Origin of the sequence: Pseudobutyrivibrio ruminis DSM 9787 (genome assembly GCF_900218035.1) — a bacterium.
Taxonomy (GTDB): Bacteria; Bacillota; Clostridia; order Lachnospirales; family Lachnospiraceae; genus Pseudobutyrivibrio; species Pseudobutyrivibrio ruminis.
On sequence record NZ_OBMR01000005.1, the window covers coordinates 170,741 to 187,856 of the forward strand.

The 17,116-nt window shown below is 39.5% G+C and carries 15 protein-coding genes; 3 read left to right on the forward strand and 12 right to left on the reverse strand.

Features of this window, described 5'->3' with window-relative positions; all coding sequences use genetic code 11:
• Window positions 1-48: 48 nt before the first annotated feature.
• The 6 genes from CRN97_RS05790 to CRN97_RS05815 all read right to left on the reverse strand — a co-directional run bounded on the left by CRN97_RS05790 (window position 49) and on the right by CRN97_RS05815 (window position 7,037).
• Window positions 49-600, reverse strand: coding sequence for a DUF4190 domain-containing protein (locus CRN97_RS05790; RefSeq protein WP_097076188.1), 552 nt, complete (start codon window positions 598-600; stop codon window positions 49-51).
• Between the two features lie 123 nt (window positions 601-723).
• Window positions 724-1,527, reverse strand: a complete 804-nt coding sequence (locus CRN97_RS05795; RefSeq protein WP_044937166.1) for an enoyl-CoA hydratase-related protein — start codon at window positions 1,525-1,527, stop codon at window positions 724-726.
• 79 nt (window positions 1,528-1,606) lie between these two features.
• Window positions 1,607-4,189: a bifunctional diguanylate cyclase/phosphodiesterase gene (locus CRN97_RS05800; RefSeq protein ID WP_097076189.1), complete on the reverse strand. Its 2,583-nt coding sequence runs from the start codon at window positions 4,187-4,189 to the stop codon at window positions 1,607-1,609.
• Window positions 4,189-4,860 carry a DUF6320 domain-containing protein gene (locus CRN97_RS05805; protein ID WP_097076190.1) on the reverse strand — a complete coding sequence of 224 codons (672 nt, stop codon included), beginning with the start codon at window positions 4,858-4,860 and terminating at the stop codon, window positions 4,189-4,191. The genes CRN97_RS05800 and CRN97_RS05805 overlap by 1 nt, the downstream gene beginning before the upstream one ends.
• The gene (locus tag CRN97_RS05810) at window positions 4,860-6,107 is read right to left on the reverse strand and encodes a condensation domain-containing protein (RefSeq protein WP_097076191.1); all 1,248 of its coding nucleotides are present in this window, start codon (window positions 6,105-6,107) and stop codon (window positions 4,860-4,862) included. Before CRN97_RS05810 ends, CRN97_RS05805 begins: the two co-directional genes overlap by 1 nt.
• Before the next feature lie 12 nt (window positions 6,108-6,119).
• The gene (locus CRN97_RS05815; protein WP_242962009.1) at window positions 6,120-7,037 is read right to left on the reverse strand and encodes an alpha/beta hydrolase; all 918 of its coding nucleotides are present in this window, start codon (window positions 7,035-7,037) and stop codon (window positions 6,120-6,122) included.
• Between the two features lie 211 nt (window positions 7,038-7,248).
• Between CRN97_RS05815 and CRN97_RS05820 the strand changes: the two genes are divergently transcribed.
• Window positions 7,249-7,446 (forward strand): YjfB family protein, encoded by a 198-nt coding sequence (locus CRN97_RS05820; protein WP_033153446.1) that lies wholly within the window; start codon window positions 7,249-7,251, stop codon window positions 7,444-7,446.
• Between the two features lie 291 nt (window positions 7,447-7,737).
• Here CRN97_RS05820 and CRN97_RS05825 read toward each other — a convergent pair whose 3' ends face one another.
• From CRN97_RS05825 to CRN97_RS05845, 5 genes are read right to left on the reverse strand one after another with little or no spacing between them, the layout of a single operon-like run.
• Window positions 7,738-8,805, reverse strand: a complete 1,068-nt coding sequence (locus tag CRN97_RS05825; RefSeq protein WP_097076192.1) for a GntR family transcriptional regulator — start codon at window positions 8,803-8,805, stop codon at window positions 7,738-7,740.
• A 2-nt stretch (window positions 8,806-8,807) separates the two neighbouring features.
• Window positions 8,808-10,022: an LL-diaminopimelate aminotransferase gene (locus CRN97_RS05830; RefSeq protein ID WP_097076193.1), complete on the reverse strand. Its 1,215-nt coding sequence runs from the start codon at window positions 10,020-10,022 to the stop codon at window positions 8,808-8,810.
• A gap of 23 nt (window positions 10,023-10,045) precedes the next feature.
• The gene (gene hisA, locus CRN97_RS05835) at window positions 10,046-10,834 is read right to left on the reverse strand and encodes a phosphoribosylformimino-5-aminoimidazole carboxamide ribotide isomerase (RefSeq protein WP_097076194.1); all 789 of its coding nucleotides are present in this window, start codon (window positions 10,832-10,834) and stop codon (window positions 10,046-10,048) included.
• Between the two features lie 48 nt (window positions 10,835-10,882).
• Entirely contained in the window at window positions 10,883-12,187 is a 1,305-nt protein-coding gene (locus tag CRN97_RS05840; protein WP_097076195.1) for a M18 family aminopeptidase, read from the reverse strand.
• Entirely contained in the window at window positions 12,184-12,759 is a 576-nt protein-coding gene (locus CRN97_RS05845) for a flavin reductase family protein (RefSeq protein ID WP_033153436.1), read from the reverse strand. The genes CRN97_RS05840 and CRN97_RS05845 overlap by 4 nt, the downstream gene beginning before the upstream one ends.
• A 145-nt stretch (window positions 12,760-12,904) precedes the next feature.
• On the opposite strand from CRN97_RS05845, the gene CRN97_RS05850 reads away from it, so the two are divergent.
• Entirely contained in the window at window positions 12,905-13,555 is a 651-nt protein-coding gene (locus CRN97_RS05850; protein ID WP_097076196.1) for a hypothetical protein, read from the forward strand.
• Window positions 13,556-13,596: 41 nt separating this feature from the next.
• Here CRN97_RS05850 and CRN97_RS05855 read toward each other — a convergent pair whose 3' ends face one another.
• Complete coding sequence (locus tag CRN97_RS05855) at window positions 13,597-14,487, reverse strand: exonuclease domain-containing protein (RefSeq protein WP_179670690.1); 891 nt, start codon at window positions 14,485-14,487, stop codon at window positions 13,597-13,599.
• A gap of 316 nt (window positions 14,488-14,803) precedes the next feature.
• Here CRN97_RS05855 and pflB point away from each other — a divergent pair, with 316 nt between their 5' ends.
• Window positions 14,804-17,062: a formate C-acetyltransferase gene (gene pflB / locus CRN97_RS05860; RefSeq protein ID WP_097076198.1), complete on the forward strand. Its 2,259-nt coding sequence runs from the start codon at window positions 14,804-14,806 to the stop codon at window positions 17,060-17,062.
• Window positions 17,063-17,116: the final 54 nt, after the last annotated feature.

Sequence of the window (17,116 nt, forward strand, 5' to 3'; positions counted from 1 at the left end):
CTCTTATTTAAATATGCCAAAAAGTGCTAAAAGCACCTCTAACCAAAATTATAATGTATCATCCTCATCTAATGAATGAAGCTCGTCCTCTAATATCTGATTGTCATCCAGATAATTGTCCAAGTAGTCCTCATCGTACTCTTCGTAATACTGAAGAATATCTTCGCTTGCGTCATAAATGTTTGCAATATTTGCAATAATAAATACATAGCAAACCACGCAAAGAACAACACTTATAATTGATGTGACGATACCTGCAATAGCGAGGCCTTGGTTACCCTTTTGTCCTTTTGCCTGTGATAAATAAATGCAACCAAGAACTATTGAAACCAAAGCTAATAAAATATTAAAGAATGATAAGAATAACAGCAAAGCAATGATGCCTAATACCAGTGATGCTATAGCTAAGCCATTATCTGCCTTTTTAGGAGGCTGCTGATAATAGTATGCCTGCTGATTATATCCGTAGTTTGGATTGTTGTATTGATTATTGTACTGATTGTTGTACTGACTATTATTGTACTGATTGTTATATTGGTTGTTTGTATTCTGCTGTGATGATTGTTCATTTTCATCTTCAAACATGTAATCGTTACCCATAATATCTCCTAAATTATATAATTAACCTAATCTTAATTATGATAACTGTTTATGCCCTATTTTACAAGCAAAACCAAAAAAACCACCCTTTTTGCAAGGGTGGTAAAAAATCAATTAATTTTATTAGAAATCTGTAAGATTTGCAGCACGTCTCTCAAGGAATGCACCCATGCCCTCTGCCTTGTCGTGTGTAGAGCATGTAATACCAAAGAGGTTAGCCTCCATCTCAACTGCATTCTTGATGTCCATGTCGTAACCATTGTTGATTGCAGCCTTTGCAATAGAAACAGCGTAGCTTCCCTTTGAAGCAATCTTCTTAGCCATTTCCTTAGCTGTGTTCATAAGCTCTTCCTTAGCAACAACCTTGTTTACAAGACCAATTCTGTATGCCTCGTTTGCATCGATTGAATCGCATGTGAAGATAAGCTCCTTAGCGCGTCCCATACCAACAAGACGAGCAAGTCTCTGTGTGCCACCGAAACCTGGGATAATTCCAAGGCCTGTCTCTGGCTGACCAAATGTAGCATTGTCAGCAGCGATACGGATATCGCAAGCCATAGAGATTTCGCAACCACCGCCAAGTGCAAAGCCGTTAACAGCAGCGATTGTAACCTGTCTCATATTCATAAGCTTAAAGAATGGAACTGAAGCCTTCATACCAAATGCACGAGCCTCAGCTGCTGTGAAGTTAACCATCTCAGAGATGTCTGCTCCAGCAACAAATGACTTGTATGGGTTATCCTTCTTATCAGGACCGCCTGTAAGGATAAGAACCTTTACATCGTCTCTTGCTTCGATTTCTGTTAATGCAACATCGAGCTCATCGAGAGTCTCGCTGTTAAGTGCATTAAGTGCTGCTGGACGAGAGATAGTAAGTACCGCAATCTCATCAGCAACTTCAAGCTTTAAATTGTTAAATTCACTCATAGTAATCCTCCTCTTTGTAGGGCATTCCCCTTCGATTTTTCATGATTACTATATTAGAGCATTGTTAAAGTTTTGTCAATCATTTTTGTTTCCTATTTTTAATTATTTCTTTCATCTTCTTTTTGTTCTCGTACATAGCAGAATCTGCCCTGTCAAAAACGTCGGAAACAAATCTGTCTTCCTTGCTAAATTTCGCCCAGCCAACAGCCATTGTCACGCTATTAGCCTTATCGTTTCTTTTATTGGCCCTATCAATTTTGCCAAGTCTGTTTTCAATCATTTCATAGTCTTTGCCCTGGGCTATGGCGACAAATTCATCACCACCGATTCTATATACAGGACTTCTTGCAAAGGCATCGCACAAAATCATACAGCCTTCTTTTATATAATCATCACCTGCCTGATGTCCCAGGTTGTCGTTAACCTGTTTTAATCCATTTAAATCACAGATAATAATGGCAAATTTCACTTCTAGTCCCGCCTGTATCTGTGTATTTAAATGCTCCTCCTCATCAGCGTATGCTCTTTTGTTTTTTACACCTGTAAGCTGGTCTTTTGTGGCCCTTTCCTCTGCTTCAATAAGCGAAGTTGCATATTCTCTTTCTTGAACCACTTGCTTTTCGATGTTCATAACACCTACAAGAAGTCGTGCTTCATTATCCTCTTGTATAAGGGTTGCTCTCAAACACCAATGAACCACCTGTTTTTCAACTATGACTCTATATTTGTATACAAAAATCCCATCCTCTTCTATTCTTTTAAGAACAGTTTTTTTATCAAAGACCTTTAAAAAGTCCTTAATGTCATCTGGATGGAAAGTGCGCCAAACATTTCGTGCAGTCTCCTCAAAGAAATCTTCACCCTTCATCGCCAGATTAAGCCTTCCATATTCTTCTGAGGAATTATAGCTGACATAATTATTAGTGACAGGATCAACAGAGTAGATGTTTATAAACTCACCAGACAACGCCATGATACGAGAATAAGCTTTTCTCTCTTCTTTTATCTTCTCAATCGCCTCGCGCTGTTTCACCTGGTCATCAACATTATTGATACCTATCAGAATATAATTATCGTCTTCTCTGACCTTTACTGCCTTCAAGTTGACATATATAGGTTCACCGTTCACTATACGTCTATAGGTTATTGAAAATGTACCCTTATTCTTTAGACTCTTTATAATTTTATCCTTTGTAAAGGATTTATTCATCATATCTAAATCTTCAGAATAGATTCTGCTAAAGAAGTTCTTCAAAGTTTTATTGAAGAAATCAGTTCCCTTCTTTTCAACAGATACATCTCTATTGAGGCCATCCGGATTGTATTCCACAAACTCATCAGTATCCATATTTACATAGAAAAGATTAATATAATCCTCTGATAAAGCTCGCGCTATATAGTTGTATGTAAGAGTGTCTGCCTGATTTATCGTTTCTCCAATTTGAAGAATTACAACAGCCACTGCGGCAACTTTCGTGACAGGATTTACAGCTACCCTTTGTAACAGCAATTGAATCGTCTTTTTATGCCTTGTTCTATCATCAAAGATTACCCTTTTCCCATCTTTAGCACATTTACGTATCGCATTTACGGTATATTCTCCAGCACTTTCTTTTGCATTTTCTTTGACTTTGTAGATAAAATCTCTTCCTTCAATTCCGGAATTTGAATATAAGAAATTTCTAAAGGCATGGTTTTCTCTAATTATTTTCAAAACATCCCCATAGCTTTCAACGATTGCAACTGGGAATGTATCAAAATAGTTATCCAAATCCCCATTCTTTCTTGCAAAAGAAATGTCATAAAGGTTTATCTTTCCAATTGACACATAATAATCGGTTTCCTTTGGATTCTCAAAACCAATTTCCAATCCTTTTTCATAACGTTCAAAGACTTGGCTAACTGAAATAGGCTTGCAGTAATAGAATCCCTGCATACGGCTACATCCAATTTCATTTAAAAAGTCAACCTGTTCTGCCGACTCAACGCCCTCTACTACAGTCTCCATACCTAGTGACATAGCCATTCTGACAAGCTCTGTCAAAATGATCTTGGCACTTTCACTGTTAGCAATTTGTCTTACGAAGAATATGTTTATTTTCAAAAGGTCAAAATGCATTAGCTGAAGAACCGCTGGTGCAGCATCTCCACTGCCATAATCGTCAAGCCATATTTGGAATCCCAGCTCCTGCAACTGCTCCAATTGAGAAATGATAAAGTTATCCCCTGGATTAATGGAATCTTCAGAGACAGAAATAGCTATCATATGCTTTGATATTTTAGATTTTTCCACTCTTGTTGCTATTTCATCTACTACGTCACAAGTGTAAAAATCCACCTGTGAAAGATTAACAGATGTAGGAACAACAAAAAGACCTCGCTTTAGCTGCTCTTCCATTTTCTCAAGTGTTCGTTCCAGCACAAACAGGTCCAACAGGTGGACTTTATTTACTGCCTCCATGGCAGGAACAAAATCGATTGGATTAAGCATCCCAAAGACAGGGTCTTCCCATCTAACAAGCGCTTCCTCACCGCAGACTCGACCATTAGATGTACGAATTATTGGTTGATAGTACACCTCAATCCAGCCCTCAGAAAGCGCTCTGTCGATATTGTCGACAATGTATTTATTTTTGTTAAACTCTTCCCCGAATACTCCCATTAAACGTTTAGTCTCCTTTGGATTTCGCCAACCACTTCACGTCCTTTGAATATTATTGCGCCTACAAAGAGAATAACGCTCACCAGCAAGCATATAATCCATACTAGAGGACAATCTCTTTCAGCAAAATAAAATACAATGTAAGGTAAAATTCCAACCACTAAATTGGTTAGAAGATATACCATTGAATTTCCATTTTTATCAAGCATCGCCAAAACAAAATTTGCAATCAGAGTACCCATGATTACAATAGGCGCTACCCATTCAGCTATAACCCATAACTGGCCTATATAGTATGATGTAATTCCCAACATACCTATGACAATAAACACAAACAGCGTCATTATTCTTGATGAACTAATACCTTTTTTGAATAATCGCATGATGCCAAATTCAAAAACAATAAGCCACATGGCCACAATCAAGCTCCAATGTATATGAGCAAGTGCTGGCCAAAGCTTTACTCCAAAAAGAAAATCTACCCCTAAGCTTGCAATTACAATGGCCCAAATGATAAACAATTGAACCTTGTAAAAAAATGATTGTAACTGAAGTGTAGTCTGCTTTGGAAAATAAGGAGCCTCTGCTTCTCCATTTAACTTACTTTGGCATAGTGGACATTTTTTAAGGTTGCCACCTACCTCTATCTTACAATAAGGACAGTTCTTCATTATCGAATCACCTCCGTAGCATAAACTCTAATGTTGATTCCCTCGTCCGTCAGTCCGCGTACCAGATTCTTAACAACTCTGGTGTTGGAGTAAGGTGATGATATTCCAAGTGACAAATCCCCATTGTAGCTAGACATTGTAGAGAAAAGATTTCCTGAACTACAGAATGCACTATAGTTCTGAATCTGCTCTGCCACTTCCTTTGGTGGTTTCTGAACTCCCAAATTAGAAAGAACCATTGAAACCTTTTTATCTGTAATCTTTGAGCCGTAACGAACTACCCACTGCTTTATGAAAAGCGGAACAGCTCGAACCGGAGCCACATACTCCATAGTCTCAAAGTTATCCATCTGCTTTTTAATATTTTCCTCAGTAAGATTTGCCTTAAGCTTTTCATCGAATTCCTTAACCAAATCCTCAAATGAAATATCCTCATCAAAGACATGGGAAACATTAACATTGTTGAAGAAGTTTCTGGATGTCTGACTTGGATAGTAATTTCTAAGGTTTACAGGCATCGACACATTTATAGGTGTCTTGCGCTTTCTAGGAGGCATATCCTCCATGATTGCCAGCATAAATCTGGCGCCGATGTAGCTTGTAAGGGATACTCCAAGCTCCTTTGCCTTTGGCAGCAGCTGCTCTGTAGGCATGTGAACCTCGAAAAACTGAAGCTGATCGTATGGAAGCTTTAGTCCACTTGGATGATATGCGTACTTAAGGGATGAACCTTTAAGTCCCATACTTCCAAAGAACTGCTTGTAACTATCCTGATTCAAGTCATCCTCTGACGCTCCAGAGTGGATAGTTGTCTCCTCGTATCTTCCTGGATATTTTAGCTTTAAATAATCCAAAACTATGATATTTAAAAACTCTAGTGCACCTGTTCCATCAGAAATTGCATGGAACAAATCTAGATTAATTCTCTTGCCGTAATAAGTAACTCTGTAATGAAGCATTGGCCTGCCAGGAACATAAAGAATCGGACAAACTCTTCCGTGTTCTTCTGTAACAACTGGCTGAATATCTGTGTCCTCCATATAGTGCCAGAAAATGCCTCGGCGAATTCTCACCTGAAACTGTGGTCTTATTTGAATTGCAGAAAGCACTGCTTCCTGAAGTAAATCTGGATCAATGTCCTCCCATAATGTACAGCTGACCCTAAGAGTTCGCGTATCTCTCTTTGCTGCCGTAGCAAGAAAAACCTTCGCGACATTGTCAACCTTATACCAATTATCTCTACTCATTCTCTCTTGTCCTTACTCATATATTACACTTGTGACGAACCGTGATAGGCGCTTCATAGCTCGCCCAGCCATTGGCAATGGCATCTGCTGATACACATGCCATCCGTCTTTTTCGGTATCTAAAGTCACCTGTGCGCCAGCCTTATGAATCTTTTTTGACAGCTGTGCGCTATCCTCATAAAGGATTTCATTTTTACCAACCATAATGAGGGTTGGTGGAAAATCCTTGAAATCTCCATATAAAGGGCTGTATTTTGCATCAGCCTTATCTGCCTTCACACCTATATAGGCATCTCGCACTCCCTCAACATAATCCTTTGTAAGGATTGGATCCTTATCTTTGCAGGATTCATAGGATGAAGATGTAGCTGTCATATCTGTCCATGGGCTAAACAACAACAGTGCTTTAGGCCCAATTCGACCTTCTTCTATAAGCTTTTGTGTCATACACAATACAAGATTTCCTCCTGCTGAATCTCCTGCAAGAAGAATCTGTTTTGCTCCATAGCCCTGCTGCACAAGATGATTCCATACAACCATTCCATCATCCAAAGCAGCTGGATATTTGTTTTCAGGGGCGAGTCTATACTCGAACGAGACTACAGAAAAGCCTGTGGATATAGCTAATTTTGCTGCAAGAATCCTTGCATAACCAAGACCACCACAGGTATATCCACCGCCATGCGCATATAAAATTATGTAGTTTGGATTATGGGCCAAATCTGGTTTAACCCATTCACAAGAAACGCCCTCTGCAATAAAGCTTTCTACAGTAAACCCATCGTTTGGAGTGGCAAGCTTGCTAGCCAATTCCATAGAAGATCTTTGCTTTTTAAGATCCTCCTGGGTAAGCGACTTACCGCCAATAGAGTTGACTGCCTTTATTGCTTTCATCAAAGGATCGTTCAAATTGATTTTTAGTATAGCCATGTTTCCCCTCTAATTATAACTATGTTTATTATAATTATTCTTTTTTCATTTTTCTACAGTGCACATAAAAACTACACTTATTTCTCACACTTCTGCATAATTCACAGTTTGTTCACATATTAGTCACAATTTGGCACCAAATAAAATATAGCAAATGATACACTAAAATAGAAATGAAAAAAGATTCAGTCTTTTTTAGGGGAGGCGCCATATGGATATAGCCGAAATTTCTATGAGCCTAAGTCAAAATCAGTTAATGTCAGCAGTGGGGACTGCTATGCTCGGTAAGACATTAGATCTTGTAGAAGGACAGGGTCAGGCGCTAGCACAGAGTATGAGTATGAATACTCCTTCACTAGAGAGCTTGGTCTATCCCACTTCCGGCACCATGATAGATGTGCGCGTATGAGTTAATTTAATGTATTTGGTGTTTTTATTAAAGCTGGTACGATGGTACCAGCTATTTGTTTGCAGAGTATTTAGTTACATGCATTAACATATTTCTATTATTCCACACCATCGGTTAGCAATTCACAAATACTATTTTTATTTTGCATTCTTTATTCACATATTTTCCATTGTTCCTTCAGAAATTGATTGTATTATAATTACATCGCAAGACAGAAGCGATGAACCATTTTTTTCATAACATTATTCTCCCTTTTTAAAAAAGACGCCCCGCCGGCGTCTTTTTTACTGCTTAAAAACAAGATTTTCTTTCTATTACTTTTGGCTCCAATAATATGTGAGCTTCTTTTTTCGAGATACTTCCATCGATAAGCCCCAATAATGTCTGGGCTGCTTTCTTTCCTAACTCCTCCTGCGGATGAGCAATTGTGGTGATACCTTTGCTGTGTGCAAGCAGAGAGTTGTCAAACCCTGTCACCGAAATATCATGAGGAACATTTCTGCCTATATTGGTCAAACCCTTTATTACATCTGCTGCGATTTCATCGTTGTAGCAAACTACTCCATGACAAGGAATTCCGTTTTCAAAAATCCGGAGAAGCCCTTCCATAGGCTTTGTAGTTTTGTCCTTTGTGTGATACCACACAACTAAATCAGGATCATAGGCAACGCCTGCAGAAGCCAACGCTTTTACATATCCCTTGTGTCGAAGAATCCCCTGCGTATCATCTGCCTTGAAAATGCCTGCAATCTGTCGATGTCCTAAACCAAGCAGATGCTCTGTGATAAGCTTACCGCCTTCCACATCGTCAAGCATTACATAAGGCCTGTCCATCATAGCCTCATAGCATCCCTGAATAAACACATATGGTATTCCCATGGCATCCATTTGCTCATAAAGCACCTGGTGTTGACAGCTAATGGCGCTTTGGCTAGGTTCAATAATCATGCCGTCAATGTTTTTAGACAAAAGCTCTTCCATACACCAAGCCTCACCCTTACGGGAATTGTTGGTGGTTTTAAGAAGGATACTATATCCATTTTCATCCAGAACCTGATTTATGCCCTGAATAACTCTCGGGAAAATATAATCCGACATGTAAGTCGAAACCACAGCAATATTTTTGCTGTGGCCTCTTTTTGTTTTGGGACGGGCAACAAAGGTTCCGCTTCCATGACGTGCATAAAGATATCCCTCAGAAATAAGCTGCCCTATGGCTTTTCGTACCGTTTGTCTACTAACACCATACTTTGCGGCCAGCTCATTTTCCGAAGCAATCTTTTCATCCACTCCATATTTGCCGGAATTGATTGCCTTTTTTATGTCTTTAATTATTAGTTCATACTTAGTATTAACCATATTTATAAGTTTTTGATTCGCTCAATAGCTCTAACTGTATTTTCAGCTGAACCAAAAGCAGTAAGTCTAAAGTAGCCCTCACCTGATGGTCCAAAGCCAGCACCTGGTGTTCCAACGATTTGAACATTCTCAAGAAGATAATCAAAGAAATCCCATGATGTCATGTTGTCAGGTGTCTTTAACCAAATATAAGGAGCATTAACTCCACCATATACCTGATATCCAGCATCCTTAAGACCAGTGTAGATTGTCTTGGCATTGTTCATGTAGAAGCCAACCTGCTGCTTAATCTGAGCCTGACCTTCTGCAGAGTAAACTGCCTCTCCTGCTCTTTGGATGATGTAAGGTGCCCCGTTGAACTTTGTACCGTGACGACGAGCCCACATACCGTGAAGTGACACCCCGTCATATACAAGATCCTTTGGCACTACTGTGTATCCCAAACGAACGCCAGTAAAGCCAGCATTCTTAGAGAATGAATGAATCTCGATAGCGCAAGTCTTTGCACCTGTACATTCATAAATAGAATGAGGAACATCTGCCTCTGAAATATATGCTTCGTATGCTGCATCAAAAATGATGAGACATTTGTTTTTGTTTGCATAGTCAACCCAAAGCTGAAGCTGGCTCTTTGTAAGAGTAGTTCCTGTAGGGTTGTTTGGAAGACATAGATAGATTACATCTGGTGTCTCCTTTGGAAATTCTGGAACGAAATTGTTCTCAGCTGTTGTTGGCATGTAGATAAGATCTGACCACTTACCAAGAGTAGCATCATATGTGCCACATCGTCCTGCCATAACATTTGAATCAACGTAAACTGGATAAACCGGATCACAAACAGCGATTTTAACATCTGCTGCAAATAATTCCTGAATATCAGCTGAATCTGATTTAGCACCATCTGACACAAAGATTTCATCTGCTGAAATATCGCAGCCTCTGCTTTGATAATCATGCTTTGCAATTGTCTCGCGAAGGAATGGATATCCTAAATCCGGTGCATAACCATGGAAGGTTTTAGCGTCTCCCATTTCATCAACTGCACTGTGAAGTGCGTTAATCATAGCTGGTGCAATCGGTTGTGTTACATCGCCAATACCAAGTCGGATAATGTCTGCATTTGGATTAGCTTCTTGATATGCAGCTACTTTTTTGGCGATTGTAGAGAATAGATAGCTGCCTGGGAGTTTTTGGAAATTTGTGTTTACTTTAAACATGTGTACCTTCCTTTGTTGCCTTATTACCTAGTTACTATTCGTTTCACTATTCTTTCGTAGGATAAATCTCCGCCGAATAAATCCAGGCATGAGCCTACAGTGAAATCCATATTATTATCAGATAGATAGCTAATGAGTTCTATATCTCCGTAATCTGATACTCCACCTGCATATGTAATTGGAACACGCTTGTAACCTGATAAAAAACCAACTAAATCCCTATCAATACCGCTCTGTCTTCCCTCCACATCTGCTGCATGAATCAAAAACTCATCGCAATAGTATGCAAGTCTATCAAGGAAATTGTATGTAATAATCTCCTTGGAAACCTTCTGCCATCTGTCTGTAACAATGACATATTTATCATCTATTCTGGTACAAGATAAATCCAGAACCAAATGCTCTCTTCCAACGACCTCTGATATGCGCTTCAAAGCATCGTAATCGACTCTTCCATCGTTAAAAACATAAGAAGTAACAATAACATGGCTGGCACCAGCAGATATAAAATCTCTAGCGTTTTTATCATCTACTCCGCCACCATACTGCATTCCACCAGGATATGCTCTAAGAGCTTCCATAGCTTCTTCCTTTGAAGCCTCATACTCTGGTGTGCCTTTCATATTCAGATTGATGATGTGTCCGCCTCTAAGATCATCTGACTTGTAAAGGTTCGCAAAATAAGCTGCACCTTTATCCGCTACAAAATTCTCCTTCGGCTGACCATCTGATTTCCCCAAATCTGAAATAGTTGAACCAACAATTTGCTTTACCTTACCGTTGTGAATGTCAATGCATGGTCTGAATTTCATCTCATTTTCCCCCAAGTGTCAATATAAGTGTGTCCAAGCCTTCAAAAATTAATCAAAATTATAATCTGAGCCTGAAACATTTTCAATGACAGTTTCGTAAAATTTCGTAGCAATTTTAAGCAAATATTCGGTATCTTTCACACCTGCTGTCTCATATGGAGAATGCATAGCAAGCTGAGCTAATCCGATATCAACACCATTGATTGAAACATGAGCGTTTGAAATGTTGCCAAGTGTAGAACCACCAGCTACATCTGAACGGTTTACAAATGTCTGGTAAGGAACCTTTGCCTTGTTGCACATTTCTGTGAAAATTCCAAATGCCAAACCATCTGTCATGTATTTCTGATTTGCATTGAATTTGATTACAACACCTTCATTCATATAAACCTTGTTTGTTGGGTCACTCTTTTCTGCATAGTTTGGATGTAATGCATGAGCATTGTCTGCAGAAACCATAAATGAATTTGCAATTGCTGTGAGAAGGCTTGAGTTATTGCCACCCATAGCTTCGTTAATGCGAACCAAAGTATCATATAAGAATGTAGAATCAGCACCCTGCTTTGTACCACTTCCTACTTCTTCATTATCAAATGTTACGTGAATCTGAGCTGCTGTGTTTGAATTCTTAGCTGCAAGAAGTCCCATCATTGAGCTGTATGAGCACTGAAGATCATCAAGTCTTCTGATAGAAATAAATTCTTCGTCTGCACCCCAAACCTTACCTGGCTCTCTGTTGTAGAGGAATAAATCAGAACCTAGGATTTCCTCTTCCTTAACTGAAAGCTCTGCTGCAACAAGCTTCTTAAGATTAAAGTTTTCATCCATAGATACAAGTGGAAGTAAATCCTTCTGTGGATTGTATTTGTAACCATCGTTTGCTTCTCTGTTCATGTGGATTGCAAGTGAAGGAAGCATGCAAAGATCTCTGTCGAAATCTATAAGCTTTGTCTCGATACCATTTTTGCTTCTGACAATAACACGACCAGCGATTGAAAGTGGTCTGTCAAACCAAGGAGCCATAAGCATTCCGCCGTACTTTTCTGTATTAAGCTTTACATAGTGGCCCTCTTTCATTTCTGGCTGCTCTTTGATTCTGAATGTTGGTGAATCGCTGTGTGAAGCCATAATCATGAAGCTCTTAAGTGAATCCTTAGGCATTCTAAATGCAAGAATTGATGAACCGTTTCTTGTAACGAAATAGTTCTTACCAAGCTCGATTTTCCACTCTTTAGCTTCGTTTAACTCTACGAAACCAGCATCTAAAAATCTCTGTCTCTCGTTTGCCACAACGTGAAACTGAGATGGGCTCTCCTCTATAAATTCAAATAGTCCTTTTACTGTCTTGTTCATTTTTTCTTTCCTTCTTTCTTTATTGAATATCCAAAGGTACCCTTTGGATTAGTAAGACCAAAATATGTGCCATGGCAGTATGCCAATGGATCTGATTCCTCAAGTTGGAACTTTCCTGTTTCATTCATATATTTCTCATCTGCGTGCACAGCAAGAACATCTGCAACGAACATAGTATGGCTACCATATTCATGTGCTTCTCTCACCCTACATTCGATGTTGACTGGCGATTCAACTAGCATAGGAACATTGACTTCATCAGCCATTTCCTTGTGAAGGCCGCAAGCTTCGAACTTATCTACATCCCTACCACTTTTAACACCACAGAAATCTGTAGCGAAGGCAAGCTCCTCTGTAGTCAAGTTGATTACAAATTCACCTGTCTCTTTTATCATATTGTATGAGTATCTGCTAGGCCTAACTGAAATGTATGCCATAGGCGGATTGGTACATACTGTTCCTGTCCATGCGACAGTAAACACATTATCATTCCCTTCCTTGTCACGGCATGTAATCATTACAGCTGGAAGTGGATAAATCATATTACCTGCTTTCCACCTTTGTTTTCCCATAAAAATCTCCTTATAAATAAAGAATCAGTCGCTTATTAATATACTCCAATTTACCCATGATTCCTAGTGATTTACATTTTTTAATTGTTATGCTAGACTCACTTCTATAAATAATAATTCACATTTTTGAGACAGGGAGTAAAACATGCGTAAGAAACTAGCACTTATTCTCTCCACAGTTATGATTGCCGCTACCACACTTACAGGTTGTGGAGAAAAGAATATTTCAGGAGAATACACTTCAACAATCAATGTTGTAGACCTAGTAGACCCAGAAACAACCACTTATATGGCTGAAATGGGAATAGATATCAGCTCACTTACTCTAGGAGTTAAGCTTTCACTTGATGAGGAGCACAACTACACAATGGAGCTTGATCCTTCAAATTTTAAAACAGATTTTTCTGATATCGTCACAAACAACATGACAGCAATCCTTGATAATATTCTTGCTGCTGAAGGACTTTCCAGGGCTGAGCTTACAAATGAACGTGCCCAGTTCATGGGATATGAATCTGCAGATGCTTTCATCGCTGATTTAACAAATCAAATGACAACATCACTTACTTCTTCTATGGATTCACTTGATCAAAAGTTTAAGGATGAAACCATTACTGGAACATACGAAGTTACAAAAGATTCTGTTGTTTTCAAAACAAGTGGTGATAACAACCAAATAGAGTTGGGTACTGCCACCCTTACAGAAGATGGTACTATCACAGTTAGCGCCACAAGCGACACCGGTGCAGAGCTTTCTCTTACATTCAATTCCACATCAACCGAAAAAGATAAATAAAAAATAAGCTGATGCCAAATCAATAGCATCAGCTTTTATTTTTACATATTCTTTTCTTCCATCATCTCTGAAAAAGTCCCCATATATACATTTCCCTGACCGAGTAAAAATCCTAAATCATCCATAAAAGCTTTTGTCTTAGGATTGTTTTCAAATCCCTTTGCCTTAAGCTCCTCTAAGAATTCAAAACCTAATTTAGAATCGATAGTTAATTCATCATCCTCTTCCACATCACCAAAGCTTCTATTTTTAACATATTCGCCTCTGAACTTTTTATATTCAGCTGCTCGTACCCCATCGTACTTCATCTGATCCTGTTCGATGATTCTGATGCAGTTAAGCATGTCTTCAGCGTCTGCAAGAGCGTTATGCTCCACATAACCGCCAAGGCCACAGATTGTTTTCATATCTGCAAGGGAGAGATTTGCATCTAAGCCTCCAGTAACATCCAAGCTGACTTCTTTTTGAATATTGTCAAAAGTGCTAATAAACTTTGCAACGCTTCGCTTAAGTGGCTTTTCCAGATTTCTAGATTCATAGTCTCTTTGAAAGCTGTTTTTATCTCCACCCCAAACGCAAATCTTTCCAACCTGAAACTTTCGAATGCGAGTGATAAGCTCAGTCATAACATCCTCGTAAGCTGGAGCGTCCTCTAAATCTTCATTGGTAAGACCAGTGAGCTCCGTAATAAGTGGCGGTAATTTATGGCCAGGTCTTAGCTGAACTGTTGAGTAGAATCTATCAAGCTCCTCATGGGCTGGATTTGTGATAATTACGCCCACAGAAATAACATCCTCAATGGAACTCTTTTTATATCTCGCACTAAGATATTCCGCATCAAGGAATGCCTGATTCTTGCCTTTGTATCCTGCAGGAGCAGTCTGACTAGGCCCTTTTACTTTGTTTTTTGTACTTGTATTATTTGTAGCCAAATTTATCTCCAAACTTTGTAAATTAATGTGAATTCATTGTACCAAAAAAATCTCTACTATACAAAACGACATCTATTATTAATTACGTACAATTTGTTTTTGCAGAAATACATCCAAAAATGTTTTTATTTTAATACATTGTGAATTTTTTGTCACTCCTATGGTATATTATTAGAGGCTAGATTGTTAGACGCAACTAACTGTCCAAATTGTGGCTAATATAACCCCACTAGCCGGCGTTTGTAAGGCTTCCACCTAGCTTACAAACAGAACTATAAATTTTTATATTTTTATAAACAGAAAGGGAAACAAATCAATGGCAAATCATGATTTCGCACAATGGAATGGTTTCGTCGGTCGCGTTTGGAAAGATAACGTTGACGTACGTGACTTCATCCAGAACAACTACACTCCTTATGATGGAGATGAGTCTTTCTTAGCAGGTCCTACAGATGCTACTAACACACTTTGGGGTAAGCTTCAGGAACTTCAGGCAGCTGAGCGTGCTAAGGGCGGCGTTTTAGACATGGAAACAGAAATTGTTTCATCTCTTACTTCTTATGGCCCAGGTTACATCTCAGAAGATACAAAGGATCTTGAAAAGATCGTTGGTCTTCAGACAGACAAGCCTCTTAAGAGAGCTTTCATGCCATACGGTGGTATTAAAATGGCTGAGCAGTCTTGCAGAATGTACGGTTATGAGCCAAGCGAGAAGCTTCACGAAATCTTTACTGTTTATCACAAGACACACAATCAGGGAGTTTTCGATATCTACACACCAGAGATTATGAAAGCTCGTCACAATAAAATTCTTACAGGTCTTCCTGATACATACGGCCGTGGTCGTATCGTAGGCGATTACAGAAGAGTTGCTCTTTACGGTATCGATTACCTTATCGAAAAGAAGCAGATTGACTTCGCTAACACAAATCGTCAGGGTATGAGACGTTATGACTTCCAGCTTCGCGAGGAAATCACAGACCAGATTAACGCTCTTAAGGGCATGAAGGAAATGGCTGCTTCTTACGGCTTTGATATTTCTAAGCCAGCTGCAAACGCTAAGGAAGCTGCTCAGTGGTTATACTTCGGTTACCTTGCAGCTATCAAGACTCAAAACGGTGCTGCTATGTCAGTAGGACGTGTTTCTACATTCCTTGATATCTACATGACACGTGACCTTGCAAACGGTGTTATCACAGAGTCTGAGGCACAGGAAATTATCGATCACTTCACAATGAAGTGCCGTATGGTTAAGTTTGCTCGTATCGAGTCTTACAACCAGTTATTCTCAGGTGACCCAGTATGGGCTACACTCGAAGTTGGTGGTATTGGTCTTGATGGACGTCACCAGGTTACAAAGACTTGCTACAGATTCCTTCACACACTTGAAAACATGGGTCCTTCACCAGAGCCAAACCTTACAGTTATGTACTCTAGCCGTCTTCCTGAAAGCTTCAAGAAGTACGCTGCAAAGATTTCTGTAAACACATCTTCTATCCAGTACGAGAACGATGATGTTATGAGAGTTACATGGGGCGATGATTACTCAATCTGCTGCTGTGTATCTGCTACAGAAACAGGTAAGGAGCTTCAGTTCTTCGGTGCTCGTGCAAACCTTGCTAAGTGTCTTCTTTACGCTATCAACGGCGGTGTTGATGAGAAGTCACATGATCAGGTTGGTCCTGAGTACACACCTATCACATCTGAGTACCTTGACTACGATGAGGTTATGCATAAGTTTGATCAGATGATGGATTGGTTAGCTCACATGTATGTTGGAGCACTCAACATGATTCACTACATGCATGATAAGTATTACTATGAAGTTTGCCAGATGGCACTTATCGATACACACGTACGTCGTTCATTTGCTACAGGTATCGCTGGATTCTCACACTGTGTAGATTCACTTTCAGCTATCAAGTATGCAAAGGTTAAGGCTATCCGTGATGAGGACGGAATCACAAAGGATTTCGAAATCGAAGGTGACTTTCCACGTTATGGTAACGATGATGACAGAGCTGATGAGATTGCTGTATGGCTTCTTAGAACATTCATGACAAAGCTTCGTCATATCCACACATACAGAGATTCAGAGCCTACAACATCTATCCTTACAATTACATCAAACGTTGTATACGGTAAGGCAACAGGTGCTCTTCCAGACGGAAGACCAGCAGGCGAGCCACTTTCACCAGGTGCTAACCCAGCATACGGTGCAGAGAAGAACGGTCTTGTTGCTTCACTTAACTCAGTAGCTAAGCTTCCATATGAAGAGGCACTTGACGGAATCTCTAATACACAGACAATCAACCCAGGTGCCCTTGGACACTCAGAGGAAGAGCGTGTTAACAACCTTGTTAACGTACTTGACGGATACTTTGATCAGGGTGCTCATCACCTCAACGTTAACGTATTCGGTAAAGAAAAGCTTATCGATGCTATGGAGCATCCAGAGAAGCCAGAGTACGCTAACTTCACAATCCGTGTATCTGGATACGCTGTTAAGTTCATCGACCTAACAAAAGAGCAGCAGCTCGACGTTATTGCACGTACATGCCACGAGGCACTTTAATTTATAGGTAGTTTTTGTTGCGGCCGGCCCAAAAGGCCGGCCGCTTTTTTATGA